The 24,248-nt window shown below is 65.7% G+C and carries 21 protein-coding genes and 1 pseudogene; 5 read left to right on the top strand and 17 right to left on the bottom strand.

Annotation, left to right across the window (positions count from 1 at the left end):
• Positions 1–28: 28 nt before the first annotated feature.
• The 6 genes from AC1MHZ_RS17135 to AC1MHZ_RS17160 all read right to left on the bottom strand — a co-directional run bounded on the left by AC1MHZ_RS17135 (position 29) and on the right by AC1MHZ_RS17160 (position 7,212).
• Positions 29–820 carry an enoyl-CoA hydratase/isomerase family protein gene (locus tag AC1MHZ_RS17135; protein ID WP_482966686.1) on the bottom strand — a complete coding sequence of 264 codons (792 nt, stop codon included), beginning with the start codon at positions 818–820 and terminating at the stop codon, positions 29–31.
• Between the two features lie 312 nt (positions 821–1,132).
• The gene (locus tag AC1MHZ_RS17140) at positions 1,133–2,545 is read right to left on the bottom strand and encodes an amino acid permease (protein ID WP_324816664.1); all 1,413 of its coding nucleotides are present in this window, start codon (positions 2,543–2,545) and stop codon (positions 1,133–1,135) included.
• Between the two features lie 199 nt (positions 2,546–2,744).
• The gene (locus AC1MHZ_RS17145) at positions 2,745–5,000 is read right to left on the bottom strand and encodes an ATP-binding protein (RefSeq protein ID WP_482966687.1); all 2,256 of its coding nucleotides are present in this window, start codon (positions 4,998–5,000) and stop codon (positions 2,745–2,747) included.
• Positions 4,997–5,770 carry a substrate-binding periplasmic protein gene (locus AC1MHZ_RS17150; RefSeq protein WP_143515224.1) on the bottom strand — a complete coding sequence of 258 codons (774 nt, stop codon included), beginning with the start codon at positions 5,768–5,770 and terminating at the stop codon, positions 4,997–4,999. Before AC1MHZ_RS17150 ends, AC1MHZ_RS17145 begins: the two co-directional genes overlap by 4 nt.
• Before the next feature lie 5 nt (positions 5,771–5,775).
• Complete coding sequence (locus tag AC1MHZ_RS17155; protein WP_084857892.1) at positions 5,776–6,492, bottom strand: response regulator; 717 nt, start codon at positions 6,490–6,492, stop codon at positions 5,776–5,778.
• Between the two features lie 75 nt (positions 6,493–6,567).
• On the bottom strand, positions 6,568–7,212 hold the full coding sequence (locus tag AC1MHZ_RS17160) for a TetR family transcriptional regulator C-terminal domain-containing protein (protein ID WP_084857893.1): 645 nt from the start codon (positions 7,210–7,212) through the stop codon (positions 6,568–6,570).
• A 128-nt stretch (positions 7,213–7,340) separates the two neighbouring features.
• On the opposite strand from AC1MHZ_RS17160, the gene AC1MHZ_RS17165 reads away from it, so the two are divergent.
• Positions 7,341–8,087, top strand: a complete 747-nt coding sequence (locus AC1MHZ_RS17165) for an enoyl-CoA hydratase (RefSeq protein WP_084857894.1) — start codon at positions 7,341–7,343, stop codon at positions 8,085–8,087.
• 3 nt (positions 8,088–8,090) lie between these two features.
• Here AC1MHZ_RS17165 and AC1MHZ_RS17170 read toward each other — a convergent pair.
• A pseudogene (locus tag AC1MHZ_RS17170) lies at positions 8,091–8,865 on the bottom strand (LysR family transcriptional regulator).
• A gap of 133 nt (positions 8,866–8,998) precedes the next feature.
• On the opposite strand from AC1MHZ_RS17170, the gene AC1MHZ_RS17175 reads away from it, so the two are divergent.
• Positions 8,999–9,985: an NAD(P)H-quinone oxidoreductase gene (locus tag AC1MHZ_RS17175; RefSeq protein ID WP_084857920.1), complete on the top strand. Its 987-nt coding sequence runs from the start codon at positions 8,999–9,001 to the stop codon at positions 9,983–9,985.
• A 2-nt stretch (positions 9,986–9,987) separates the two neighbouring features.
• Here the strand turns inward: AC1MHZ_RS17175 and AC1MHZ_RS17180 are convergent, their stop codons facing one another.
• From AC1MHZ_RS17180 to AC1MHZ_RS17195, 4 genes are all read right to left on the bottom strand, one after another.
• A complete protein-coding gene (locus AC1MHZ_RS17180; protein ID WP_482966688.1) occupies positions 9,988–10,716 on the bottom strand; it encodes a PA1136 family autoinducer-binding transcriptional regulator in 729 nt (242 codons plus the stop codon).
• Positions 10,713–11,588, bottom strand: a complete 876-nt coding sequence (gene hchA / locus AC1MHZ_RS17185) for a glyoxalase III HchA (RefSeq protein WP_324816668.1) — start codon at positions 11,586–11,588, stop codon at positions 10,713–10,715. Before hchA ends, AC1MHZ_RS17180 begins: the two co-directional genes overlap by 4 nt.
• A 159-nt stretch (positions 11,589–11,747) precedes the next feature.
• Positions 11,748–12,884, bottom strand: coding sequence for a glycerate kinase (locus tag AC1MHZ_RS17190; protein ID WP_465001077.1), 1,137 nt, complete (start codon positions 12,882–12,884; stop codon positions 11,748–11,750).
• Between the two features lie 211 nt (positions 12,885–13,095).
• Complete coding sequence (locus AC1MHZ_RS17195; protein WP_084857898.1) at positions 13,096–14,193, bottom strand: sugar diacid recognition domain-containing protein; 1,098 nt, start codon at positions 14,191–14,193, stop codon at positions 13,096–13,098.
• A 157-nt stretch (positions 14,194–14,350) separates the two neighbouring features.
• Between AC1MHZ_RS17195 and AC1MHZ_RS17200 the strand changes: the two genes are divergently transcribed.
• The 3 genes from AC1MHZ_RS17200 (at position 14,351) to AC1MHZ_RS17210 (ending at position 18,440) form a co-directional block, all read left to right on the top strand.
• A complete protein-coding gene (locus AC1MHZ_RS17200; RefSeq protein WP_084857899.1) occupies positions 14,351–15,679 on the top strand; it encodes an MFS transporter in 1,329 nt (442 codons plus the stop codon).
• An 84-nt stretch (positions 15,680–15,763) separates the two neighbouring features.
• Positions 15,764–17,296, top strand: a complete 1,533-nt coding sequence (locus tag AC1MHZ_RS17205; RefSeq protein ID WP_482966689.1) for an FAD-dependent oxidoreductase — start codon at positions 15,764–15,766, stop codon at positions 17,294–17,296.
• 133 nt (positions 17,297–17,429) lie between these two features.
• Positions 17,430–18,440 (top strand): aldo/keto reductase, encoded by a 1,011-nt coding sequence (locus tag AC1MHZ_RS17210; RefSeq protein WP_482966690.1) that lies wholly within the window; start codon positions 17,430–17,432, stop codon positions 18,438–18,440.
• 234 nt (positions 18,441–18,674) lie between these two features.
• Here the strand turns inward: AC1MHZ_RS17210 and AC1MHZ_RS17215 are convergent, their stop codons facing one another.
• From AC1MHZ_RS17215 to benC, 6 genes are all read right to left on the bottom strand, one after another.
• On the bottom strand, positions 18,675–19,766 hold the full coding sequence (locus tag AC1MHZ_RS17215; RefSeq protein ID WP_482966691.1) for a metal-dependent hydrolase: 1,092 nt from the start codon (positions 19,764–19,766) through the stop codon (positions 18,675–18,677).
• 147 nt (positions 19,767–19,913) lie between these two features.
• Positions 19,914–20,840 (bottom strand): catechol 1,2-dioxygenase, encoded by a 927-nt coding sequence (gene catA, locus AC1MHZ_RS17220; RefSeq protein ID WP_482966692.1) that lies wholly within the window; start codon positions 20,838–20,840, stop codon positions 19,914–19,916.
• A 39-nt stretch (positions 20,841–20,879) separates the two neighbouring features.
• Entirely contained in the window at positions 20,880–21,170 is a 291-nt protein-coding gene (catC, locus tag AC1MHZ_RS17225; RefSeq protein WP_368828973.1) for a muconolactone Delta-isomerase, read from the bottom strand.
• A gap of 28 nt (positions 21,171–21,198) precedes the next feature.
• On the bottom strand, positions 21,199–22,320 hold the full coding sequence (locus AC1MHZ_RS17230; RefSeq protein ID WP_482966693.1) for a muconate cycloisomerase family protein: 1,122 nt from the start codon (positions 22,318–22,320) through the stop codon (positions 21,199–21,201).
• 47 nt (positions 22,321–22,367) lie between these two features.
• Positions 22,368–23,129, bottom strand: a complete 762-nt coding sequence (locus AC1MHZ_RS17235; protein WP_482966694.1) for a 1,6-dihydroxycyclohexa-2,4-diene-1-carboxylate dehydrogenase — start codon at positions 23,127–23,129, stop codon at positions 22,368–22,370.
• A gap of 56 nt (positions 23,130–23,185) precedes the next feature.
• Complete coding sequence (gene benC / locus AC1MHZ_RS17240) at positions 23,186–24,196, bottom strand: benzoate 1,2-dioxygenase electron transfer component BenC (RefSeq protein ID WP_084857907.1); 1,011 nt, start codon at positions 24,194–24,196, stop codon at positions 23,186–23,188.
• Positions 24,197–24,248: the final 52 nt, after the last annotated feature.

Raw genomic sequence — 24,248 nt, forward strand, 5'->3', positions numbered from 1 at the left:
ATGGTCCTGAAGAAGGTCGTGTAAGTGGTTATTTGCCAACGAAATGTGGTGCACGTTTCTCGATCGAAGCACGCAGTGCCTCGGCGCCGTCCTGGCTACGCCCGCACAGCAGGCCGGCAGCGAGCTCCGCCTGCAACTGCTCGGCCAGGGTGCGCTGGGCACCGTCGCGGATCAGGCGCTTGGTCTGGGCATGGGCGAAGGTCGGGCCATTGGCCAGGCGTCCGGCCAGCTCGGCGGCTACCGCAGGCAACTGGTCGTCAGCGCAAACCTCGCCCACCAGCCCGGCGGCCAGGGCACGTTCGGCGCTCCAGAGCTCGTCGAGGAACAGCAGGCGCTTGGCCTGTTCGCTGCCGATCAGCCGTGGCAGGTGCCAGCTGGCCCCGGCATCGGGGCTGTAGGCCATGCTGGTGTAGCCGGCCTTGAAGCGTGCCGAGGCAGCGGCGATGCGCAGGTCGCAGCACAGGCTCAGGTCCATGCCGGCGCCGACCGCGGTGCCGTTGATGGCGGCGATGGTGGGCTTGTCCAGGCTGTGCAGGCGCTGCATCAGGGCGTGGGCGGTCTCGGTCCAGCCGTAGCTTTCCAGGGCGCCGCGCGCTTCGGCTTCGGCCCATTCGGCGAGGTCTGCGCCTGCGCAGAAGCTGCGGCCGGTGCCGGTGAGTACCACTACCCGTACTACAGGGTCGGTGTTGAAGGCCTCCAGCAGCGTGTGCAGTTGTTTCAGGCTGGGGATGTCCAGGGCGTTGCGCTGCTCGGGGCGGTTTAGGGTGATCCAGGCAACGCCGGCTTCGACCTTGCTCAGCAGTGGCGACGGGCTAGTCATGGGAGGCCTCGATGTTGTTTGAGTGGTATGAGGGATCTGGTTTGAAGAGATACTAAACGAGTGTTCAGCAAGGCGGCAATCGAGGCTATATTGCGTGTAACAAATGAAGTTACGCATATAACTCATTGTTTTTTATTGATTTGAATTGACGACAAACGAATTCGATCGGTGCCTTGTTACAACTTTGTACAACTGAGGTTTTTGCAGTGCCTGCCCCAACGCAATCGCGGGACAAGCCCGCCCCTACAGGTGCTTCTTTTCCTGTAGGAGCGGGCTTGTCCCGCGATTTGAGCCTTCAGTTGAGGGCGCGGCTCAAACCCCAGGGGCGCTCGGCGCGAAAGCACCCTGGCGACGACGGTTGACCAGGAAATACGCCGCATAGCACAGGGCAATGAAGCCAAAGCCCCAGTACAACGACGGCCGCTGGGTCTCGTCCATGGCCAGGAACACGAACAGCGAGCTGCACAGGGTGATGCACAGCAGCGGCACCAGAGGGTACAGCGGTGCACGGTACTTCAGGTCCTCAAGCTTGCCGCCGTCACGCAGGTACGCCTTGCGGAAGCGGTACTGCGCCAGGGCGATGACGATCCAGGTCACGGTGCCGGACATCCCGCTCACCGCCATCAGCACCATGAACAGCGTGTCCGCGGCGACGAAGCTGGTCATCAGCGACACCAGCGCGAAGCACAGGGTGATGCTCAAGGCACGCAGCGGTACGCCACGCTTGCTCAACGGCGACAGGCTCCTGGGCGCCATGCCGGTCTTGGACATGGCCCAGAGGATGCGGGTGGAGGCGTACAGCCCAGAGTTACCCACCGACAGAATGGCGGTGAGGATGACGAAGTTCATCAAGTCCGCCGCGTAGGGGATGCCGACCATGTCGAACACCTGCACGAACGGGCTTTCCATCAGGCCGGCCTGCTCATGGGGCACGATGGCCGAGAGCACGGCGATCGCCAGGACATAGAAGATCAGCACGCGGAACACCACGTTGCGCACGGCACGCGGGATGCTCTTTTCCGGGTGCTCGGTCTCGCCGGCGGCCACGCCCATGATCTCGCAGCCCTGGAAGGCATAGACCACGGTCATCATCACCGCGAACACCGCCGACAGGCCATGGGGGAATACCGCGTCGCCGACCAGGTTGTCCAGCATCGGTGCCGGTGCCCCGTTGTTCAGCGGGATGCCGCCGAAGATCACCAGCAGGCCAATGACGATGAAGCCCAGGATGGTCGCCACCTTGATGCCGGAGAACCAGTACTCGGCCTCACCGAAGGCCCGGGTAGCCAGGGCGTTGAGGCCGAACAGCACGCCGACGAACAGGGCCGACCAGTACCAGATCGGCACGTCGGGGAACCAGCGGGTCATGAGCATGCCTGCGGCAGTGAACTCCAGGCCCACGGTGGTGGCCCAGCTCATCCAGTACACCCAGCCGATCATGAAGCCGGTGGCCGGGCCGATGAACTTCGTGGCGTGGGCCTGGAACGAGCCGGACACCGGCATCTGTACCGACAGTTCGCCCAGGCAGACCATCACCAGGTACATCAGCAAACCTGCCACCAGGTAGGCCAGGATCGCGCCCATCGGGCCGCCCTGGTTGATGGTGACTCCCGAACCCATGAACAGGCCGGTGCCGATCACACCGCCCAACGACAGCATGAAGATGTGGCGGCTCTTGAGCGCGCGGGTCAGCTGGATACCTTTGCGTTCGGTGGTGTCAGACATGGCGCACCTCGGCTGGGCAGGTACGCTGCAAAAGCAGTGGATTCAGGCGGGCATCAGCTTTACGGCAGTTCATTATTGTTATCTCCAATAAGCCTCATGGACCGTGTGGAGCACGGTTGCGATCGATTATTGGAAACGGATGTAAGGTGCCGTTGTACGAAAGGATCGAAGATGTAAAAAGTCGTAACTTTTTTGTACGTCAGCCCTGGATCAGGCGTTCCAGGGTGTCATGCGCTGCGGCAAGCTGCTCGGCCAAGGGATCCCCGAGGTCTTCGAGTGCCGCCAGGTCATCGGCCGAGGCGGCATCCTCCAGGCGCCGCAGCACCGCCGCCAGGCCACGAAAGCCCAGGGAGTCGCTGCTGCCCGCCAGGCGATGGGCCAGGTGCGCGACCTCGGTGCAGTCCCTGGCCTGCAGGGCCTGGGCCAGGGCCGCCTGGTGCTGCTCGATGGCCTGGCGCAGGCCCACCAGCAAGCCCTGCACCTTCTGCTCGCCGAGCAGCGTGCGGTGGGTCTGCAGCAATGCCCAGTCCAGGCTTTGCTCCGGCGCCTTGGCCGGCATCGTCGGCGCCGCCTCGGCCAGGGCCTGGCGCAGGCTGTCCAGGCGCAGCGGCTTGGCCAGCACGCCCTGCATGCCCGCTTCCAGGTAGCCAGGTACCTGTGCAGGCTGAACACCGGCGGTCAAGGCCAGGATCCGGGTATCGCGATTGGGCCCCGCCGTGGCGCGCAATTGCCGGCACAACTCCACGCCGTTCATGCCCGGCAGGTGCACATCCAGCAGGATCAGGTCGAAGCGGTGGCGCGCGCACATCGCCAGGGCTTGCCCTGCGTCTTCGGCAAAGCTCACCTGGTGGCCATCGCGGGTGAGCAGGCCGCCGGCCACGTCGCGGTTGAGCGGCACGTCCTCGACCACCAGGATATCCAGCGCCTGGGAAGCCTGGCGAATGGGCGCCTGGGCCTGTGGCTGCCGGCCGCGGGCAAGCTCCAGCTCGAACCAGAAGCAACTGCCCTGCCCCTCGGCGCTGTCCAGGCCGATGCGACCGCCCAGCTTTTCCACCAGGTGCTTGCAGATCGCCAGCCCCAGGCCCGTGCCGCCATAGCGCCGGGCCACGGCGTCGCTGGCCTGGGTGAAGCGTTCGAAGATCCTGGATTGCATGGCCGGGGCGATGCCAATGCCGTCATCACTGACTTCTACCCTCACCCACTGGCCCGCGCCCTGGTTGCCCAGCACCTGGACCTGGACGCTGACCTGCCCGTGCTCGGTGAACTTGATGGCGTTGGCCAGCAGGTTGCTCAGCACCTGGCGCAGGTACTGCTCGGCACCGTACTGGAAGGGGGCCAGTTGCGGGTCGACCTGGCAATGCAGGCTGTTACCGTTACCCACGGCCCGGGGCTCGAGCAGGGTCATGACCTCCTCGCACAGCTGACGCAGGGAGAAGTCGACCCGGTCCGGGCGGCTCTCACCCTCCTCCAAGCGTGCGAAATACAGCACTTCGTTGAGGATCGTGAGCAACCCTTCCCCGGCCTTGTACAACGCGTCCAGGCGTTGCCGGTCGAGGTCGTCCAGGTGCCCGCCGCGCAGTAGTTCAGCCATGCCGAGGATGCCGTTCAGGGGCGTGCGCAGCTCATGGCTCATGGTGGCCAGAAAACGTGACTTGGCCAGGTTCGCCGCCTCGGCCTCGTCCTTGGCCCGCGCCAGGCTCTCGGTACGCCGCTCGACCATGGCCTGCAGCTCGTCGCGTTTGTCCTGCAAGGCCAGCCGGTCCAGCTCGCGGCGCTCGATGTCGCTGAGAATCGCCCGGCGCATGTCATCCAGGGCATGGGCCACGGTGTCGATCTCGTCAGGGCGCGCCGAGCGACGCCGGCCCAGGCGCAGAGGCTCCTGCCACTGCCCGGCGCCGATACGCCGGGCAAACTCGGCCATCACCTGCAGGTGGCGCGTCACCAGGCGGTAGAACAATCCCGACAGCGCCACCGCCAGGCCGCACAGGAACACGCCCATCCATAAAAGGCTGGTGAGCCCGGTGGCGAACAGGCGCCGGTGCACCGCTCCCAGGTCGATGCTGACTTCCAGCTCGCCCAGGTGGCGCAACGGCCCCGAAGGCGGCTGGTAGTTCAACGGGAAGCGCTCGATGCGCAGCGGCCCCTTGGGCTCGGCCTCGCCGCGCAGCAATCGGAAGTCCTCGCTCTGCAAGCGCACCCGGGCCACATCGGAAAAGTCCACCAGGCCGCGTAACTGCACGTCCAGCTGCGCCTCGTCCAGGTCCCACAGGCTGCGTTCCAGGCTGGCCAGGTAGCCGGCGCGGATCAGGTCCATGCGCGCCTCGATGTCGCGCATTTCCCGGCGGTACTCGAAATACAGCTGCACGGAGCTTGCCAGCACGGTGAAGCACAGGCTGAACAGGAAGATGAACAGCAGCAGGCGGCGCAGCAGGCCATCGGTGTGCAGGCGGATCATCGTGCGTTCGCCGGCAGGTCGATCATGTCGCGGTAGGTCACCTCGCTCTGCCCCAGCCAGCCGTCGATTTCGCCGCTGTCGGTCATGCGCTGCAGTTGCGCGTCGATGGCGTCCATCTTCTGGCTCAGGGGTGAGTGGCGCGACACCGCGACACGCAAGTAGTCCACGCTCAGGGCCTTGGGCAGGGCCTGGATGTCCTCGGCACCGGGCAGGTGCTCGATGAACAGCTCGCCGGTGCGCCGCTCCTGGATGACGAAATCGATGCGCCCCCGGATCAGCTTGCCGAAGTTCTGCTGGCTGGAGGACACCCATTCGATGTTCTGGTGCCGTGCCACGAAACGGTCGAACTCGGCACCATAGCTCTCGCCGAACAGCAGCCCGCCGCGATAGCCGGCCAGGTCTTCGATGCGCTCGAAATGCACCGGCCGACGCCGGTTATAGAACACTGCCACTTCCTCGCGCAGCACCGGCACCGTGGAAAAGCGCATGCTCTGGTCACGCTGGTCGGTGTTGTAGGCCAGCACCACGTCGACCCGCCCGGCAGCAGCGTCCATCAGGCAGCGCTTCCAGTTGCCCAGCACCACGATCTGCATCTCGTAGCCCAGGCGCCCGAGCAGCTCACGTACCACGGTCGGCGCCAGGCCACGTACCTGGCGCCCGTCGCTCCAGGAAATCGGCGGGTAGACCGGGTAATCGCAATAACGGATGCGCTCCCCGGCCCCGGCCTGCAGGCTCAGCAGCACCAGGGCCAGCACCAGCAGGCGGGCCATGGGGTTCAGGCCGCCACGCTGGCGGTGAACAGGTAGCCGGTGCCGTGGATGGTGATGATCAGGTGCGGCTCGGCCGGGTCGTCGTGCAGCTTGCGCCGCAGGCGGCCGACCAGCACGTCGATGGAGCGATCGTTGGGCACCCATTCGCGGTTGCGGATCTGGTCCATTAACTGGTCGCGGGTCAGGGTATGGCCACTGTTGCGCAGGAACACGCTGAGCAGCTGGAATTCGCCATGGGTGAGCAGGGTTTCGCCGCCGTCGGGGTCGATCAGCCGGCGCCGGTCGGTATCGAGCGACCAGTCGGCGAACTGCTTGAGCGATTGGGTGCATGGCGGTGCTGGCTGGGCGACACGGGCATGGCGCACGCGGCGGATCAGGTTCTTGGCGCGCGATACCAGTTCACGGGGGTTGAGCGGCTTGATCACGTAGTCGTCGGCGCCGCATTCCAGGCCGACGATGCGGTCGATGTCGTCGTTGCGGCCGGTGATGAGGATGATCCCGACCTCCGAACGCACCCGCAGTTCACGGGTCAGGGTCAGGCCGTCCTTGCCCGGCAGGCGGATGTCCAGCAGCACCAGGTCGACATCCTGGCTGGTGAGGAAGGCATCGGCCTGCTCGGCGGTGGCGGCGCTGTGGACGTCGTAGCCTTCCTGGGACAGGTAGGCATGCAGCAAGTCGCGAATAAGCGGATCGTCATCGACGACCAGTACCCGAGGCGTCATTGCGTGTTGTCTCTTTTCTTATTGGTGTTGTTTTTCGAACCCGCGACGGCAGCGTACCCGTTACTGAACAGGCGATCAACAGCCCTCGGTCACACTGAAGCGCCGCCGCCCCCCTGCCTGCAGGCCGTCTACCCAGGCTTCGCAGATCAACACCCCCTGCTCCGGCGAGAAGGTTCCGGGGTTGAGCCCGGATTCGAGCCACAAGCCGTCGAGCAAGGCGCTCAGGCTGATGGCGGCAAGGTCCGCGTCGAAGCCCTGCCAGCCTTCCTCGCTGGCCAGCGCGCCCAGCAGGCGGCTCAGTTCGTTGCGGTATTCGCCGTAGGAATGGTCGTGCACCTGGTTGATGGCGTCAGCCGTTTTCACCGCGCCCCAGAACGCCAGCCAGGCATCGAGCAGTTGCGGGTCGAGCAGCTCAGCACAGAACGAGGCGCGAAAGAACGCCGACAACCGCTCGCGGGCATTGGGCGCTGCCTGGGCCATGGCTTCGCGCAGCAGGCCCATGACCCGCCCGGTCACTGCCATGTAGGCGTCGGCGACCAGTTCGTCCTTACCCGAATAGTGGTGGCTGATCAGCCCCACCGACACCCCGGCCTCGGCCGAGATCTTGCGGATCGAGGCGCCCTGGAAGCCGTGCCGTTTCAGGCAGGCAAGGGTCGCCTCGACCAGGTTGGCCTTGCGCAGTTCCGGCAGCATGCGGTTGTAGCGGGCTTCCTGGCTCATCGTGGTTCTCATCGGGACTAGTCTGGCTGAACGACTGTACAACAAGCCGAGCACCGTGATAAACCCTCCCTGCCACCGGCCCGGCGTCCATGCCCCGGGCCCCGACCACAACAACAAAAGCGGCTGCCATGAACGACCTGATCACCTACGCGCTGGACCAGGGCCTGCTGACCCTGACCCTCAACCGCCCCGACAAGCTCAACGCCCTGAACGTCGCCATGTATCGCCAGCTGGGCGACCTGCTGCGCGCAGCCGACGAAGACCCACTGGTCGAGGTCATCCTGATCACCGGCGGCGCGCAGGCCTTCAGCGCCGGCAACGATCTGCGCGATTTCCTCGACAACCCGCCCCGCGACCGCGACAGCCCTGTGTTCCGCCTGATGCGGGTGGTCATGGGCTTGGCCAAGCCGCTGATCGCCGCCGTCAATGGCCCGGCCATCGGCATCGGCACCACCCTGCTGCTGCACTGCGACCAGGTGCTGGTAAGCCGCTCGGCCAAGCTGCGCATGCCTTTCGCCCCGTTGGGGGTGTGCCCGGAGTTCGGTTCGAGCCTGTTGCTGCCCCGGCTGCTTGGCCACGCCCGGGCCGCGCGGTTGCTGCTGGCCAACGAACTGCTCACGGGTGAACAGGCTGTGTCCTGGGGCCTGGCCAATGAGCTGCATGAGGATGGCGAGCAGTGCCTGGCCGCCGCCCGGCAGCTGGCGCGCAAGCTGCAGGCCATGCCCCAGGAGGCCCTGCGCATCAGCAAGCGGCTGCTCAAGGACGGTTACCGTGCGCAGCTGGAGGCCACGGTGGAGCGTGAAAACCAGTTGTTCGTCGAGCGGTTGCAGAGTGCCGAGGCGAAGGCTGCGTTGCGGGCGTTGATCAAGGACTGAGCCTCAGCGCGCGAAGGCCCGGGCCAATTGCTCGATGATCAGGCGTATCCGGGCCGTGTGGCGAAGGTCCTTGTGGGTGACCATCCACACCTCGTAGAGATCCTTGCGCTGGCGTTCCGGCCATAGGCGTACCAGGCCGTCGCGCTCGCCCATGTCGATGGGAATCTCGCCGATACCCAGCCCTTCGGCAATGGCGCGGCGCACCATCAGGCTCGAATTCACAGCCGCCACTACCCGCCCCTGGTCGATCGCTTCATCGACCAATGTCGGTACCGGCCGGTCGCGCCAATACGGCTCGTACATCACCAGATCGTGCCCGGCAAAACCGCTGCCCGGCACCGGCTCGCCATGCTGCTGCAGGTACTCGGCGCTGGCATACAGCCCCATCGGCCAACTGGCGAGTTTGCGCAGGATCAGGTCCGGGTTGTCCGGACGCAGGAAGCGCGCGCAGCGCCGGCAACACGAAGTCGCAGGCCAGCGAGTCGGTGGTGGAGATCCGTACCTCGCCCGCGCCTTCACTGTCGACCCCGCCGATACGTCGGGTCAGCTCCAGTGCGGCACTTTCGACCTTTTGTGCAAGCGCGAATGCTTCTTCGCCGATGCTGGTCAGCTGGTAACCCCCCGGGGTTCGCAGGAACAGGGTCGAGCCCAGGTCCGCCTCCAGCGCGGCAATACGCCGCCCCACGGTGGCCTGGTCGATCCGCAACACCCGTGCGGCACGGCGCAATGTCAGTTCGCGGCCCAGGGCCAGCAGGATCCTGGCGTCATCCCAATTCATCGATGTTCTTCCTCGCAGCACATCTGCAACAAGGCGCCGCAAAATCGCCGCGCGCCCTCAACAACGCAGTTCCGTACCCTTTCATGCAGTCTCCTACACGAAAAGGCTGGAACCCATGAACAAACGCTTCGACATGATGGCCATCGAAATCAGCCAACCAGGCGCCCCCGATGTCCTCAAGCCCACTCGCCGGACCGTGCCCAGGCCTGGCGCACGGGAGGTGCTGATCAAGGTACGGGCAGCCGGCGTCAACGGCCCGGACCTGCTTCAACGCAAGGGCCTGTACGACCCGCCCGCCGGCGCTTCGGACATTCCCGGCCTGGAAATCGCCGGCGAGGTCGTCGCCTTGGGCCACGAGGTTCGGCATTTTGCCATTGGCGACCCGGTGATCGCCTTGGTGACCGGCGGGGGCTACGCCGAGTACGCAGTCGCCGATGAGCGCACCACCCTGCACCTGCCGGAAGGCCTGACAATGGTGGAGGCCGCCGCCCTGCCGGAAACCTTCATGACCGTCTGGGTCAACCTGTTCCAGCGTGGCGCCTTCAAGGCCGGCGAATCGGTGCTGATCCATGGTGGCGTCTCCGGCATCGGTACCACCGCGACCATGCTGGCCAAGACACTCGGCGCCTCGCGGATCTTCACCACCGTGGCCAACCCTGAACAGCAGGCGGCCAGCCGGGCCCTGGGCGCCGATGTGGCGATCGACTACAACCGCCAGGATTTTGCCCGTGAAGTGCTGCACCATACCGACGGCCAAGGCGTGGATGTGATCGTCGACATCATCGCCGGTGATTACGTGGCACGTAACCTCCAGGCCGCCGCCTTGAACGGCCGGATCGTGCAGATCGGCGTGCTCAAGGGCCCCGCGCCGCAGCTGGACCTGTTCCCGTTGCTGACCAAGCGCCTGACCCTTGTCGGCTCGACCCTGCGCTCGCGCAGCGCCGACGACAAGGCGCAGATCATCGCCCAGTTGCAAGAACAGGTCTGGCCTCATGTTCGCAGCGGCGCAGTCAAACCCCTGATCTTCCGTACCTTCGACCTCACCGAGGCAGGCAAGGCCCATGCCTTGATGGAAAGTGGTCAGCACATGGGCAAGGTGGTGCTCACCGTCGACGCTTGAGTTCAATCGCCCATGTCCGCCAGCTCGCCGTTGCGCAAGGCGACCCTGACCGCTTGTGCGGTCGTATCGACGCCAAGCCGACGGCGTGCCGAGCGCAGGTGGTTCTCCACCGTGCGCGGCGACAGGCCAAGGGTCGCGGCGATGTCGGCCTGGCGTCGCCCGGCAGCTGTCCAGGCCAGCACCTCCCGCTCACGCTCGGAGAGCTGGCGCACATCGCTGTCGACCGGCGCCTCCAGCAAACGACGGGCGGCCCAGAACGCCGCTGTCGCCAGCATGGTCAAGGCCAGCCGCTCACGCGCAGACGCGGCGATCCGCTCACCGCCCAGGCTCATCGCCCCCTCCAGCCCTGCCGGGCCGAACACCGGAACCTGCAGGCCATGGACGCCAGGGACACTGGGCGCGCGCACCACCCGATAGCGTTCGTTGCCGTCCACCGACACCTTGCTCCAGTAGAACGGTGCACGTGCGTGCAGGATATGGCGGGTCACCGGGCAATGGCGCACATAGCTTTCGGCATCCACCGGCGACTGGTCGCCGAACCAGTTGCCCTCCACCCAGTGGATGCGCTCGACCACCTCGTCTCGCGCTGCTGTAGCGGAGAACAGCACGAAGCGGTCGTACCCCAGTGGGCTGGCGTAGCTACGCACGGCGTCCTGAACGACCGTGAGCGCCGTGGCGCCCTCGATCGCCAAGGCGGTGGCGAACATACGCTCGACGCAAAGGCGGCTCATTCTGCGCCGACCTCCTCGAGCAGCGCAGCCGCCGCCAGCTTGCCGAGTGCGTTGCCGGCCAATGGGCTGTCACCGGTGAGCAGCTTGCGGTCGCGCAGGGTTGCACCCGAGATGTCCTGGTTGACGATTTCCACGCCCAGGGCCTTGAGCCGCTCGCCGAACTTCCAGGTCAGGTGGCCGGGCATGTAGCCGATGTCGGGGGTCTTGGCGTCCAGGTCATCGGGGAATGCGCAAATACGGTAACCGTTGTAGATGCAGCTTTCACGGCTTTCATCGAGCCCCGCAGCCAGCAGCGCAGCAGGCCCGTGGCACAGGGAGATCACAAACTTGTCCTGCGCGGCCGCCCATTGCAACACCCGCTTGACGTCCTGGCTTTCGGGCAGGCCGATCAACGCACCATGGCCGCCGGGGATGAACACACCGATATAGTCCGAATCCGGGCCCAGTGCCCGCTCGATCACATCGGCAAGCTTGAGCGGCTGCTTGAACGCATCCCGGTAGCGGGCATACAGGCCCTTGACCTCAACGTCCTGCGAAGGCATCGCCCAGAATTCGAACTTCACCGGGTTGCCCGATAAGGTCGCCACGTCGAAGGTGAAACCGGCCTTGTCCAGGTGATACATCGGCAGCAGGGTTTCCACGGGATGGTTGCCGGTAGAGAACATGGTCCCGTTGTCGGTCAGCAGATAGCGCTCGTCGGCACCGATCATCAGCACCTTCCAGCGACCGCCGGTGTAGGGTTTGGGGTAGTCGGCGCCACTGAGGTCGGACTTGGGCGCGGTGAACTGGCTGAGCGAATAAGGGGAAGGGAAGAACGCGTTATCTTCGGCTGGGTCAGGTGTGGGGCGCTTGTCGTCCTGGGGGCTCGTCATGGTGTTCTCCAGCTGGGTTGGATTGGCGAAGTCCATGCTAGGTGCCTGGTTGGCCGGCGACAATGAGGGTTTTCCCCCAATTCCGTTGACGCCAACCAGGCAGTCTAGCCCCGCGACAAGCTGCTCGTGCTGTTGCACTGGATGAGGATGCCTCGCGCCTCAGCGGCGCGCCACCTGCCAAAGCCTGGCAATGTCGGTCGCCCGCGCCTTGAGCAGTACCCCGGCCTCGGCACAGGCTCGCTCCAGGGTCATCGGCCCGCTGGCCAGGGCAAACGCGGCATCGATACCGTGGGCGTAAAGTTGCTGGTAACCCTCGCCGAGGGTACCGGCCAGCACCACCACGGGTACGCCATGGCGCTTGGCGACGCGAGCAACGCCCATGGGCGTCTTGCCGCGCAGGGTCTGGGCGTCGAAGCGCCCTTCCCCGGTGATCACCAGGTCGGCGCCTTGCACCAGCGCGTCGAGGCCGGCAAGGTCCGCGACCACCTCGACGCCAGGGCGGAAGCGAGCGCCCATGAACGCCTTGGCGGCAAAACCCATACCTCCCGCCGCACCGCAGCCTGGGAAATCGCGTACATCTTCGCCCAGCAGTTGCGCGCAATGGTCGGCGAAATGGCCCAGGGCCTGGTCCAGCGCCTGCACCTGCTCTGGGCTTGCACCTTTTTGCGGGCCAAAGATCGCCGAAGCGCCATGGGGGCCACACAGGGGGTTGTCGACATCGGCAGCCACTTCCACCTGGACTTCAGCCAAACGTGGGTCCAGGTCACTGGCATCGATGTGCGCCAAGCCGGCCAAGGCCTGCCCGCCTTCTGCCAGCGGTTGGCCGTTTGCATCCAGCAAGCGCAAGCCCAGCGCACGCAGCATACCGCTGCCGCCGTCGTTGGTGGCGCTGCCGCCGATGGCCAGGACGATACGCGTGGCACCGGCGGCCAGGGCGGCGGCGATCAGCTCGCCGGTGCCCCAGGTGCTGCTGCGGCAGGCGTCGCGCTGGCCGGTGGGCACCAGTTGCAGGCCGCTGGCCTGGGCCATTTCGATGATCGCCGTGCGGCTGGATGCCAGCCATCCCCAACCGGCTTCGACCGGCGCACCCAGCGGGCCACGCACCCTCTGGCGGCGCAGTTCGCCCTGGCTGGCGGCGAGGATCGCCTCCATGGTGCCTTCGCCACCGTCAGCCATGGGGCATTCGACCAGCTCCGCGTCCGGCCAGACTTCGGCCAGGCCGGTGCCGATGGCACGGGCGACACCGGCAGCGTCGAGGCTGTCCTTGAACGAATCGGGGGCGATGACGATTTTCATGGGGATTCTCCTGATCCAGATAGCCCGCATGCTGACAGGTGTAGCGCAAGGTGGCCTCTGGCGAATGCACAAAAGCGTGGTGGTGGTGTTTGGGCGAATGCCTTCGCGCCAGACTTCCCAAGGGCACGGCTCCCACAGGGTCGGTGAGCGGTACCGTTGTGGGAGCCGGCTTGCCGGCGATAGGACCGGACCAAGCGCTACACAGCCAGGCCTATTCCGCCGGCAGCAACTGCAACCCCAGATACAAGCTCAGCATGCCCTCCAGCCGTAATGGGTCCACCTCGCCGACTTCGGCAATGCGTTCCAGGCGGTAGCGCAGGCTGTTGCGGTGAATGCCCAGCGCGTCGGCACAGGCCTGGCTCTGCCCGTCGTGGGCGCACCAGGCGCGCAGGGTCGCCAGCAATTGCCCGCTGGTGTCCTTGGCGCGGATGCGCTGCAACGGCTCGAGCAGTTCGTCCAGGGCGTCATCGTTGCGGTGGCGCCAGAGCAAGGCCGGCAACCGGTAACGGCCAAGGCTGAGCAGGCGCTCGCCTGGCAGCACTTCGCGGCCATAGGCCAGCAAGTCGCGAATCCGCCGATAGCCGCGGCGCAACTGCTCCAGGCTGTGGGCCACGTTACCCAGGGCCAGGCGTTCGACCTTCCAGCCATGGCGTGCCAGGCGCTCCACCAGGCGCTGCTCGTCCAAGGCCACGCTCGCCGGGCGGCACCAGAGCAGCGAATGCCGTGCGGGGCTGACGCACCAGCTGTCCGGGAAGCGGCTCATCAACCAGCCGGCCAAGGTTTCCGCCGGTGGCCCAGACTCGAGTTCGAACAGGCAAGGCACCCGTGCCAACTGGGGTTTGAGCCCCAGCTGTTGGGCCTCGTCGAGCAAACGTGGCGAGTCGCCGCTGCTGCCCAACAGCAAGGCCAGCAGATCATCGCAGCGCTGGCGCCGCCATTGCTGCTCCACTTGCAGGTGGCGCTGGGCCAGGAGCATCTCGGCGGTCATGCGCACCAGTTCGCCATAGGTGCGCAACTGCTGTGGGTCACCCGTCAGGCCCAGCACCCCGATCAACCGGCCATCGAGCATCAAGGGCAGGTTCACCCCCGGTTGCACACCCTTCAGGCACTTGGCCGCGTCCACGTCCAGCTCGACGATCCGGCCGTTGGCCAGTACCAGTTGCGCGCCCTCGTGGCGGGTGTTGATCCGCTCCGGCTCGCCACTGCCGAGGATCAGGCCCTGGCTGTCCATGACATTGACGTTGCACGGAAGGATGGCCATCGCCCGGTCGACGATGTCCTGTGCCAGGTCGTGGTCCAGTTCGAACATGCAGGGATCCTTGGTAGGCTTTGGTCGCCGGCACAGCAGGCCGTGCCGGAGGCTGTGCAAAAGCACAAAGACAGCCGCGCTGCGCTCACCGAGACTCGTCAGGGCGAGCGCCGGAACAGGCGACGCGGCGACAACCATAACAAAAGAGAACCCGATCATGGCATACAGCCCCGCCCCTGACCAAGGCAAAGACATCACCCGCGATGCGCTCTACCGGCGCATCACCCTGCGGCTGATTCCGTTCATTTTCATCTGCTACCTATTCAACTACCTGGACCGCGTCAACGTCGGCTTCGCCAAACTGCAGATGCTCGATGCGCTGCAGTTCAGCGAAACCGTCTATGGCCTCGGTGCCGGGATCTTCTTCATCGGCTACGTGCTGTGCGGCCTGCCCAGCAACCTGGCGCTCAACCGCTTCGGCCCGCGGCGCTGGATCGCGGTGATGATGATCGCCTGGGGTAGCCTTTCGACTTGCCTGCTGTTCGTCACCACCCCCACCGAGTTCTACGCCCTGCGCCTGCTCACCGGCGCCGCCGAGGCAGGCTTCTTCCCGGGTGTGGTACTGTACCTTTCGCGCTGGTTCCCGGCCGACCGTCGTGGTCGCATCATGGCGCTGTTCATGTCGGCGATCCCGGTCTCGGGCCTGCTCGGTGGCCCATTCTCCGGCTGGATCCTCGACCACTTCGCCGCCGGCCAGCATGGCCTGGCCGGCTGGCAGTGGATGTTCCTGATCCAGGGCCTGCCCACCGTAGCCCTGGGTATCCTGGCGATCATGCTGCTCAGCGACGGCTACCAGAAAGCGGCCTGGCTGAGCCCAGCCGAACGCCAGCTGATCGAGGTCGACCTCAAGGCCGACGCTGCCTCCAAGCCAGCCGCGCGCGGTGATGGCGTGCTCGCCGTGCTGGGTAACCCACTGATCTGGACCTTTGGCTTCGTCTACTTCTGCATCCAGAGCGGTGTGTACGCGATCAACTTCTGGCTGCCGTCCATCATCAAGAACCTGGGCTTCGACAGCCCGCTGCTGATCGGTTGGCTGAGCGCCATCCCATACCTGCTGGCCGGGGTGTTCATGATCATCGTCGGCCGCTCGGCAGACCTGCGCAACGAACGCCGCTGGCACCTGGTGGTACCGATGCTGATGGGCGCCATCGGCCTGCTGATCGCAGTGAACTTCGCCCAGAACCCGACCATCGCTCTGCTCGGCCTGTCCATCGCCACCATGGGCGCACTCACCGGCCTGCCGATGTTCTGGCCGATGCCGACTGCCCTGCTCAGCGCCAGCGCCGCTGTGGCGGGCCTGGCGATCATCAACTCGGTCGGCCAGATGGCGGGCTTCCTGAGCCCTTACCTGGTCGGATTCATCAAGGACCAGACCGGCTCGACCGATGCCGCGCTGTATTCGCTGGCGGCGTTGATCGTGTTCGGCAGCCTGGTAGCGCTGCGGGCGACCCGTGCCGGTGCTCTGAAGGCCGTGCGCGCCGACTGACTGGCCCCTCCGATCGTCGGTTGCCTGCATCCCTCGTGCGACAAGGGCGTCAAATGGACCTGAACGGTTCCTTGGAGACGCCCCATGACCCAGCACAGCGTGGCCCGCCTCGACCAGCTCGACGAACACAAGCCCCTACGAGCCCAGGCCGGCAACGAAGAAATCATCCTCATTCGTCAAGGCGACCAGGTCCACGCCTATCAGGGCAACTGCCCCCATGCCGGCGCGCCACTCGAAGAAGGCGCCTTGTGCGGCGGCCTGCTGGTCTGTCCTTGGCACAAAGCCGCCTTCGCCGTGGACGAAGGCGCGGTATGCGAGCCCCCGGCCCTGGCGGACCTGCGCCGCTACCCGGTGCAGATCAAAGACGAGCAGATCTGGGTCGATGACCAGGCCCTGCCCGTAGACGACCCACCCCGTCACAGCGACGCCCGCTGCTTCGTGGTGATCGGTGCCGGCGCCGCAGGCACTGCGGCCGTGGCCACGTTGTTGGCCCATGGTTTCGGTGGTCGCCTGGTGTGGGTGGACCAGGAACGTCGGCCATCCTACGACCGTACCGCCCTGAGCAAATTCGTCATCGCCGGGCAGATGCCGCCCGACGAGGTCCCCGCCCTGCTGGCGCCCGACGCCCTGCGCCGCGGCCACCTGGAACGCGTGCACGGCAAGGTGCGCCTCCTCGATGTCGACAAACGCCAGGTGGTACTGGCCGATGGCAAGCGCCTTGACTACGACGCCGCCCTGCTGGCCACCGGCGGCAAACCCAGGCGCCTCGACATCCCAGGGGCACAATTGCCGGGCATCTGCCTGCTGCGCTCCCGGGACGACGCCGCCCACCTGCTCGACGCGGCCGAACCGGGGCAATCGGTGGTCATCGTCGGCGATGGATTCATCGGCCTGGAGGCCGCCTCGGCGTTGCGCAAGCAGGGCTTGAACGTGCATGTGGTGGCCCGCCATGACATCCCCCTGGCCAAGCAGTTGGGCGAGCGCATCGGCCGCAGCCTACGCGAGCTGCACGAACGCAAGGGCGTGGTGTTCCATGGCCCCACCGAGGTGCTGCGCTTCGAAGGCACGGACAGGGTCCAGGCAGTGCTGCTGGCCAACGGCGAGCGCCTGGAAACCCCGTTGGTCCTGCTGGGCGTCGGGGTCAAACCGGCGACTGCCTTCGTGCATGGTCTGGACCTGGCCGATGACCATTCGCTGGCCGTGAACGCCCAGATGCAGGCTGCCGAAGGCCTGTGGGCCGCCGGGGACATCGCCACCTTCCCGCTGACCGGCCGCCCGACGCGCATCGAGCATTGGCGCCTGGCCCAGCAGCATGGCGTCATCGCTGCCGCCAATATGCTCGGCGAGCAGCGCCGCTACGATGACGTACCGTTCTTCTGGACCTACCAGCATGGGCGTACCCTGGAAGTGCTCGGCCACGGGCGTCACTGGAACCGCATCGAGTACGTCGGCGAACCAGAACAAGGCAACTTCATCGCCCTGCAGTGTGTCAACGACCAGGTCGAAGCGGTGATCGCCAAAGGTTACTCCAGGGCCATGGCCGCCTTGTCGCAGCGGATGAAGCGCCCCCTGACCAGCCGCGAGGCGCGGGAATTGATCGATGCCTGGCCGGATTGAGAATCCGATTTGCCCTACGCACGAGCGCCCAACATTCTTGCGAGAGCGCCTTATCGTTGCCAGCCAAAGCCTTTCAATGCCCGGGGGATATGTGTAAAACAGCCCAACATTCCCAGACAAAAGGCCTTCAGCAATGATCTACCGTCCCCTCGGCCATAGCGGCCTCCAGGTCTCTGCGCTCACCCTGGGCAGCATGATGTTCGGCGAGCAGACCAGCACCGAGGACTCGCTGCGCATCATCGACAAGGCTTGGGACCAGGGCATCAACTTCATCGACACCGCCGACGTCTACAACGGTGGCCGTTCCGAAGAGATCGTCGGTGAAGCCGTGGCGCGCCATCGCCAGGACTGGATCGTCGCTTCCAAGGCCGGCTATGGCCCGGTGGACGGCGTGCCCAATCGCAGCGGGCTGTCGCGCAAGCACTTGTTCAATGCCCTCGACGCCTCGCTGACGCGCATGGGCCTGGACTACCTGGACATCTACTACCTGCACCGCGAAGACCACAACGTGCCGCTGGAAGAGACCGTGCGCGCGGTCGGCGACCTGCTGCAGCAGGGCAAGATCCGCTATTGGGGGGTGTCCAATTTCCGTGGCTGGCGCATCGCCGAGATCTGCAACCTGGCCGAACGCCTGGGCGTGGCCAAGCCTGTGGTCAGCCAGCCGCTGTACAACATCGTCAATCGCCAGGCCGAGCCCGAACAATTGACCGCTGCGGCCTACCACGGCTTGGGCGTAGTGCCGTTCAGCCCGCTGGCCCGTGGTGTGCTCAGCGGCAAGTATGCGCCAGGCTCCACACCCGATGCCGGCAGCCGCGCCGGGCGCCAGGACAAGCGCATCATGGAGGTCGAATGGCGTCAGGAATCGCTGGCCATCGCCCAGAAGATCCACGCCTATACCGACGCCAAGGGTGTGGGCATCGTCGAATTCGCCATCGCCTGGGTGCTGAACAACCGCCTGGTCAGCTCGGCGATCGTCGGCCCGCGTACCGAGGCCCAGTGGGACACCTATGCGGGTGCGCTGGATGTGAAGATCAGCGCCGAGGACGAAGCCTTCATCGATTCGCTGGTGACCCCGGGGCATGCCTCGACACCGGGCTTCAACGATGTGGCGCATTTCGTTACCGGGCGGTTGCCACGCGCCTGATCTTGAGAGCGGCGCGATCTCGGTGGGAGCTGGCGACAGCCTGCGCTCATAGAACAACGCATGGCCATTTGATTTGCGGCACCCTGTGGGAGCGGGCTGGCCGGGCCCGATATCACCGTCGCCTGGCAAGGGCTTCGCCCTTGATCGCGGGACAAGTCGGACCGCCGCACCGCCGCTCCCACAGGGCTGCATTGGCCAAGCGGAGCCTGGGCCGGGCGAGGAATATTGCGCCCATCAGCGCCCGACTTCGGCCGCCTGCGCCGGCCCTAGGTACTTCTGGGTCCAGGCCGCCAGCGGCAGCGGTGGTTGCTGCTCGACGATGCGTCGCCAGATCAGCATCAGGTCCTGGGCATTGAACATCGAACCCATGCCATCGCCCAGCCACAGCATGGGAGTGCCGGCGGTCCAGTGGCCTGTGTCGTCACGGCGGGCCATGGTAAAGCGGAAGGTGTAGTTGCCCGGTATGCCCATGCGCAGGTCGGTCACCACCAGGGCATCGCCCACCACGTCATAGCGCAGCCAGCCATCGGTGAACCAGCGCAGGCGTTCGTGCAGCGGCACGCCGTCGAGCACCTTGGCCGCCTCCAGGTTCAACGACTGGCGCTGCATCTCCGGTGGTTCGCGGTCGAACAGGCTGCTGACGCCTTCGTAGTAATGCCCATCGGGGGTCTTGGCCAGCACGCGCCATACCAGGCTGTTGAAGGCGATCGGCACAGCGCGCACCTCGGTGACGGCGATGCCTTGCTGGTCCAGTGCGAACTGGAAGCGCTGCTCGGCCGCCATGCGCCCGGCCAGGCCAAAGCCCAGGTAGGCGGTGCTGAACACCAGCGCCAAGGCCAACAGCGGGATCGCCCTGCCCTGCATACCCTTGAATGCCGCGTACAGCACGGCGCCGAGCAGCGGCACCGTGTACACCGGGTCGATGATGAACACCGCCGCCCAGCTTTCCGGGGTCAGGTGCAACGGCCAGAACAGCTGGGTGCCATAAACCGTGAAGGCATCGAGGATCGGGTGGGTCACCAGGGCCAGCCAGAACGCCAGGAACAGCCTGGGCCAGCGGTAGCCCTTCTCTGGCCAGCGCCTTCGGCCGATTGCGCTCACCAGCCAGGCCAGCAGCAGGGCCAGGCCGGTGAGGACGAAGATCGAATGGGAAAAACCTCGGTGGAAGGTCATCTGCGACACCGGGTCGGCGTAGCGGATGACCACGTCCAGGTCTGGAAGCGTGCCGAGGGCTGCGCCATACAGCAGTGAGCGGCGGCCCTGGATGCGCCCCAGCACCGCGCCTTGCAGCGCGGCGCCGAGGACGGCTTGGGTCAGTGAGTCCAAGGTAGAAATCCATGAAAAGTCGTTTTCAGGAAGCTACCTGCATCCTGGCGGGCAGTGCAAACCCTATCGCCGACAAATCCGCTGCCACAGGCTTTCCGACATCCTGCAAAGCACAGCCATGGCGGTGGGAACGGGTTTACCCGACGGTCAGGCTTGCTGCAAGGCCCGTGGTCGCCCGCTGCGCTGCTCGGCCTCCTTGTCTGTGGCCTTCTGCAGTTGGAAATCGAATGCAAGTTCCGCGTAGCGCCCTTGAACACCCCGCGCGCCGTCCTCACGGAAGGTGATCTCGCCCACCAGGCCATCACGGGTGGCATAGGCGAAGTCATCCCACAGGTAGCGGTCGCCGGCGAGGTTGATCTGGGTGGTCAGGTGTCGGTGCCCCGGCGCCGAGATGAAGAAGTGCACATGGGCCGGGCGCTGGCCGTGGCGGCCGAGCAGGTCAAGGCATTCCTGGGTGGGTCCCTGCGGGTCGCAGCCATAGCCCGACGGCACGATGGTGCGGGCGCGGTAGCGACCTTCAGCGTCGGTAACAATGCGTCGACGCAGGTTGTAGGCCGACTGGCTCTGGTCGAAGAACGAATAGGTGCCTCGGGTATTGGCATGCCACAGGTCGACCGTAGCGCCGGCCAAGGGGCGGCCCTGGGGATCAAGCACCTGCCCTTCGAGGAACATCACCGTGGCGACGCCGTCCTCGCTGCCGTCGTCCATGCGTGTTTCGCCCTGGGCCAGCGGTGCACCGGCAACGTACAGCGGGCCTTCGATGGTGCGCGGGGTGCCGCCGGTGAGGCCGGCCTGGGCGTCCTTGGCGTCCTGCAGCAGGTCGAGGAAATGCTCCAGGCCCACCCCTGCCACCAGCAGCCCAGCCTCGCCGCGACCGCCCAGGCGGTTCAGGTAGTCGACGGCATGCCAGAACTCGTCTTCGCTGATCTCGAGGTCCTCAATCAGCCTGGCGGTATCCTGCAGGACCCGCTGCACGACGCGCTTGAGGCGCGGGTTGCCCTCGTCGTTACCGAAGCCTGAGGCCTGTTCGAAGAATGCCTGGACATCGGCGGTGTGGGAGATCTTCACGGTCATGGTGGCGTACCTCGTCTTGTTCTTGTGCAAGGGTTCGAATCAACGGTCGTCGGCATGGATCGATGAGGGGTGGCGACACAGGCCGTGCACCTCGATGTCCATGTAGGGGAACAGCGGCAGTTGCATCAGGATGTCGTGCAAGGCCTCGACGCTGGGCACGTCGAACACGCTGTAGTTGGCGTACTGCCCGGCGATGCGCCACAAGTGGCGCCAGGAACCCTCGCGTTGCAGACGCTGGGCCAGTGCCTTTTCGTCAGCCTTCAAGCGCTCGGCCTGGGCAGGGTCCATATCCAGCGGCAGTTTCACCGTCATCTTCACGTGGAACAGCATGGGGGCTCTCCTTCAGAGGCAGTCAGGTTCAGCGGCGGGCGAAGCGCGCCAGGCGCGTCTCGTCCAGGGTCAGGCCCAGCCCGGGCGTACGCGGCACGTGCAGCTGGAAGTCGTGGTAACGGGGTGGCTCGGTGACGATTTCCTCGGTCAGCAGCAACGGGCCGAACAGCTCGGTGCCCCAGGTCAGTTGACGCAAGGTCAGGAAGGCATGGGCCGAGGCCAGGGTGCCGACCGACCCTTCGAGCATGGTCCCGCCGTACAGGGCGATACCGGCGGCTTCGGCGATCTGCGCGGTGCGAAGCACAGCACGAGGCCCGCCGTTCTTGGCGATTTTCAGAGCGAAGATACTGGCGGCGCCGTCGGCCGCCAGGCTGAAGGCGTCTTCGACGCTTTCGATGGACTCGTCGGCCATGATCGGCGCCGGGCTGCGCTGGTTCAGGCGCACCTGGCCGGCACGGTTGATCCGCGAGATAGGCTGCTCGACCAGGTCGATGCCGTTGTCGCCCAGCACCTGGCAGGCCCGGATGGCTTGGGATTCGTCCCAGTACTGGTTGACGTCGACCCGCACGCTGGCACGCTCGCCAAGTTCGCGCTTGATCGCCAGCACATGCTTGAGGTCCTGCGCCAGTGGGTTGGCGCCGATCTTGAGCTTGAACACCCGGTGGCGACGTACCTCGAGCATGTGCTCGGCCTCGGCGATGTCGCGGGCGGTGTCGCCGCTGGCCAAGGTCCAGGCCACTTTGAGGCTGTCGCGTACCCGCCCGCCGAGCAACTCACTGACCGGCAGGCCGAGGCGCTTGCCCTGGGCATCGAGCAGCGCGCTCTCGATGCCGGACTTGGCGAAGGTATTGCCTTTGGCCAGCTTGTCGAGCCTGAGCATGGCGGCGTTGATGTTGTCCGCCGCCATCCCGACCAGGGCCGGGGCCAGGTGCGCGTCGATGTTGGCTTTGATGCCCTCGGGGCTTTCATAGCCATAGGCCAGGCCACCGATGGTGGTGGCTTCGCCGATGCCCTCGACACCGTCGCTGCAACGCAGGCGCAGGATCACCAGGGTTTGCTGCTGCAGGGTATGCATCGCCAGCTTGTGCGGGCGAATGGTCGGCAGGTCGACGATGAGGGCGTCCAGCCGGTCGATGGTTGGGCTTGTCATGCCAGGTCTCCAGTCAGGTCATTGGAAAGGGTCATGCCTGAGCAGCCTCAGCCGAGGTCGCCGCCACCGACCGGCAGTGTGACGCCAGTGATGTAAGAGGCCTCGTCGCTGGCCAGGAAAAGGATCGCGCCGACCTGTTCGTCGATGGTCCCGTAGCGTTTCATCAGGCTGCTGGAGACGGTCTGGTCGACGATCTGCTGGTACCAGCCTTTCTCCAGCTCACTCTGTTCGCTGCTATTGCGCGGGATGCGCCGAGGCGGTGCCTCGGTGCCACCAGGCGCGGTGGCGTTGACGCGGATCCCACGCCCGGCGGTTTCGAAGGCCAGGCAGGCGGTCAGCGCATTCACCCCGCCTTTGGCCGCGCCATAGGGCACACGGTTGACGCCGCGAGTGGCGATGGACGAGACGTTGACGATGGCGCCACGGCCCTGCTCGAGCATGTAGGGCAGCGCGGCATGGCAACACCACAGGGTCGGGAACAGCGAGCGGCGCACTTCGGCCTCGATCTGCGCGACTTCGTAGTGCTCGAAGGGCTTGGCCCAGAGGGTGCCGCCGACGTTGTTGACCAGGATGTCCAGGTGGCCGAAGATTTCTACGGCCGTGGCCATGACACGTGCGCAGTCGGTGTGCTGCTCGAGGTCAGCGATCACGGTCAGCACGCCCTCCCCGGCCAGTTCATGGACCAGCTCAGAGCGGTCCACCGCCACCACCTGTGCGCCTTCAGCCTTGAGCCGCCAGCACACGCCCCGGCCAATGCCCTGGGCGGCGCCGGTGACCAGGGCGACCTTGCCTTGGAATCTGTTGTTCATATGCAAATCTCCGCTGCCCCGCCCCCACAGGAGGCGGGGGCAGGCAATAAAAAGAATCAGGCCGCCGCCGCGAACTTCTCGTAATAGAAGTTCGCCGGGGTGATGCCCTGCTCGCGGATGTACTGGCTGACCGCCTCGACCATCGGTGGCGGGCCGCACAGATAAACGTCCACATCGCCATCGTTGAGGTGGCGTGGCTCGATGTGCTGGGTTACATAGCCCTTGTGCGGGTATTGGCTGTCGGGATTGGCCACGCAGGCGCTGAAACTGAAATTGGGAATCTGCGCGGCCAGGGCCTGGAGGCGGTCGAGTTCGACCAGGTCGAAGTCGTTGGTCACCCCGTAGATCAAATGCAGAGGGTGCTCGCTGCCCTGCTCGGCGATTTTTTCCAGCATCGCCGTGAACGGTGCCAGGCCCGTGCCGCCGGCCAGCAGCAGCAAAGGGCGCTGGATCGGGCGCAGGTAGAAACTGCCCAGGGGCCCTGCCAGGGTCATGCTGTCGCCGGCCTTGGCCAGGCTGGTGAGGAAGCTGCTCATCAGGCCACCTGGCACGTTGCGGATCAGGAAGCTGACCTCGCCGTCCTTCTGCAGCGAGCTGAAGGAGTAGGCCCGGCTCTGGTCGCTGCCCGGCACCTTGAGGTTGACGTACTGCCCCGGCAGGAACGCCAGGCGGCTCAGTGCCTCCCCCTTGATCGACAAGGCAATGGTGCTGGCCGAAAGCTGGCGCACCTCGCTGATGGCCGCTTCGAAACTGGCCTGTTCGGTCTTGCACAGTTGCGACGAGGCCGGGATACGTACCACGCAATCGCTCTCGGCGCGCATCTGGCAGGTGAGCACATAGCCCTCGGCAATTTCGTCTTCGCTCAGGGCGTCTTCGATGAAGTTGTCGCCCAGGTCGTAACGCCCGGATTCGGCCTTGCACTTGCAGGTACCACAGGCGCCATCGCGGCAGTCCAGCGGAATGTTGATGCCCTGGCGGTAGGCGGCGTCGGCCACGGTTTCATGGCCGCTGGCCTCGATGAAGCGGGTGACTCCGTCTTCGAAATTAAGCGCGATCTGGAAACTCATGTTGCACCTCGCGGGCGAGCCTGGCCACGGTGCACCCGTTGGCACACCGAGC

The organism is Pseudomonas sp. FA-1, from assembly GCF_056856075.1.